A 2,534-nucleotide genomic window follows, 5' to 3' on the forward strand; every position below is an offset into this window, starting at 1 on the left:
CTGCAATGGAGCAACAGGTATTGCTGTTGGACTTTCAACAAGCATACCACCACATAACTTTACAGAGGTTGCAGAAGCTCTTAAATACTTAGCAGAGTTTCCAAATGCAACTGTTGAGGAGCTTTGTCAGTTTATAAAAGGACCAGATTTTCCAACAGGAGGAATTTTAACAACATCCCATAAAGATATGGTAAAAATATATGAAGACGGTAGAGGCTCTATAACATTAAAAGGAAAAGCAAGAATAGAAAAACTTGCAGGTAATAGACACAGAATTGTAATCTATGAAATTCCATATCAGGTAAATAAAGTTGAACTAATTAAAAGAATAGCAGAGTTAGTTAGAACAGGAAAAGAAAAAGGAATTTCAGACCTTAGAGACGAGTCAGATAGAGATGGAATTAGAATAATTGTTGAACTAAAAAGAGAAGCAAATCCTGAAAAGGTATTGAAAAAACTTTACCAAAGAACACAGCTTCAAAAATCTATTCCGATAAATTTAACTGTTTTAGTTGGCAAACAACCAAAAACTCTAAGTTTAAAAGAAGTTTTACTTGAATTCATAAAGCATAGGATAGAAGTAATAACAAAGAGAACTTTATATGAATTACAAAAGGCTGAAAAAAGACTTCACATAATAGAAGGACTTTTAAAAGCTCTTGAAAATGCAGATAGGGTAATAGAAATAGTTAGAGGTTCAAAGGATTCGGCAGAAGCTAAATTTAAACTTACATCAGAATTCCAGCTTTCAGATACACAGGCACAGGCAATACTTGATATGAGGCTTTCAAGATTTACTTCACTTGAAAGTGAAAAACTATACAATGAGGCTGATGAGCTCAGAAAACAGATAGAAAGATACAGAGAAATATTATCTTCAGAGCAGGAGAAAATAAAAGTTTTTATTAATGAAATAGATGAGCTTTTAGAAAAATATGGAGATGATAGAAAAACTATTGTTCTTGAAAAAGATGAAGGAAAACTTACATTTGAAGAAAATTATATAATCGCTGTTTTAAGCAATGGAAAAATTATTAATTACAAAATAGATAATCCAGAAGATAGAGAAGAAAAAGAAAGGATATTTAACAAGGTTATAAATGAAATAACATCTCTAATACTCCCAGGAGATTATCTTGTTTCCATACAAGAAATCAAATCTTCACAACCTATTGCTTTTATTACAAATGACGGTAGATGTATATGGTCATTGGCAGCTGACCTTCCAAAAGGCGAAGGCAAACTAAAATATATTGATGAAAACAAAATAGTTGGAACTGCCTTCAAATCAGAAGGAGAAGAAGATAGACTATTCCTGCTTACTAAAAACGGCATAATTAAAAGAATGACTTTTGAAGATATTTTTTATAAATCTCAAAATCAGCAGATTATTCCACTTCAAGAAGATGATGAGATAGTAATGGCATTTGCAGATGACCACCCGTCATATATAGCTATTTATACTGCAAAAGCAGACCTGCTTATATTTGAAAGAAATCAAATAAGAGTTACTGGTGCTAAAGCAAAAGGTGTTGAAGGAATTGACCTTGATGAAGGAGATTATGTGAAAGGTGGATTTTTAGTAAACAGCGAAGAGTACATTCTCACAATAACAAAAAACGGGCAGTGCAAACTTGTAAACAAAGAAGAATTTCCTATAAAGAAAAGAGCTCAAAAAGGATTGATGGCTGTAAAACTTCAAAAAGGCGATGAACTTAATATTTGCACAAGTGTAAATATTGAAGATGAAGTTATTTTATCTACATCTGGTGGGAAAGTATTTAAGATGATAATAGACGATAAAAGAATTCCTGTTGCTAAAAGAACTGCCATGGGAGATAAACTTTTAAATGAAGAGATAATATGGCTTGCAAAACCTAAAATAAAGTATAAAGGTGATTAATGTTTGTTGCTGTAGCATTATATATTCTGACTATTATTATAGGTGTATATGCAGTTTATACCAATTTACCTGCACTTATAAATATTGGAATTCCTGATAATTCAATTAAGTTCGGGAGATTTTTGGTCTCACTGATACCTGCTTCAGTGGGACTTTTTATGATATATTTTGGAATTTCAAGTTTATACACACTTTTTAAAAAAAACAGAGAGGAAAAGTCCTGATTGGAAATACTTACAGCAGTATTATTTTTATTGATAGTTTATGTTATATTCTGGGAATTCTATCCTTATAAATTTTTAAAATTAGAAGATAAAAACTTAACTACTTATGTTAAGCCTCACCAAAATATAAATAAATATAAGGTAATAGCCCACATACATACACAATTTTCTTTTGATTCTCTTGGAAAGCCTTCTGACATAAAAAAAGCAATGGAAGAAAATGATATAGATTTTGTCTTTATTACAGACCATAACAATGATGATTATAAGTATTTTGAAAATGACAGGGTTTTTGCTGGAATTGAGATAAATACTGAAAGTGGAAGATTATTAAAACTTGGAAACAAATTACCTGTAATTTCTCATCCCAATAACTTTGAATTTGAACATTATAAATGGAAAGGAGA

General features: G+C 30.6%; 3 protein-coding genes. All 3 read left to right on the forward strand.

All coding sequences use genetic code 11. From position 1 onward, the window contains the following. Positions 1-1,903 (forward strand): DNA gyrase subunit A (locus HG1285_RS04725; protein ID WP_008288570.1); only part of this gene is annotated, 1,903 nt, incomplete at its 5' end. Next, a complete protein-coding gene (locus HG1285_RS04720; RefSeq protein ID WP_008288571.1) occupies positions 1,903-2,127 on the forward strand; it encodes a hypothetical protein in 225 nt (74 codons plus the stop codon). The genes HG1285_RS04725 and HG1285_RS04720, both read left to right, overlap by 1 nt. Further along, positions 2,128-2,534: PHP domain-containing protein (locus HG1285_RS04715; protein ID WP_008288572.1), on the forward strand; the 407-nt coding region annotated here is incomplete at its 3' end.

The organism is Hydrogenivirga sp. 128-5-R1-1, from assembly GCF_000171895.1.

What these genes read in the sequence shown, in the direction of transcription:
- HG1285_RS04720 (WP_008288571.1), top strand. Translation starts at nt 1,903, where the DNA reads ATGTTTGTTGCTGTAGCATTATATATTCTGACTATTATTATAGGTGTA.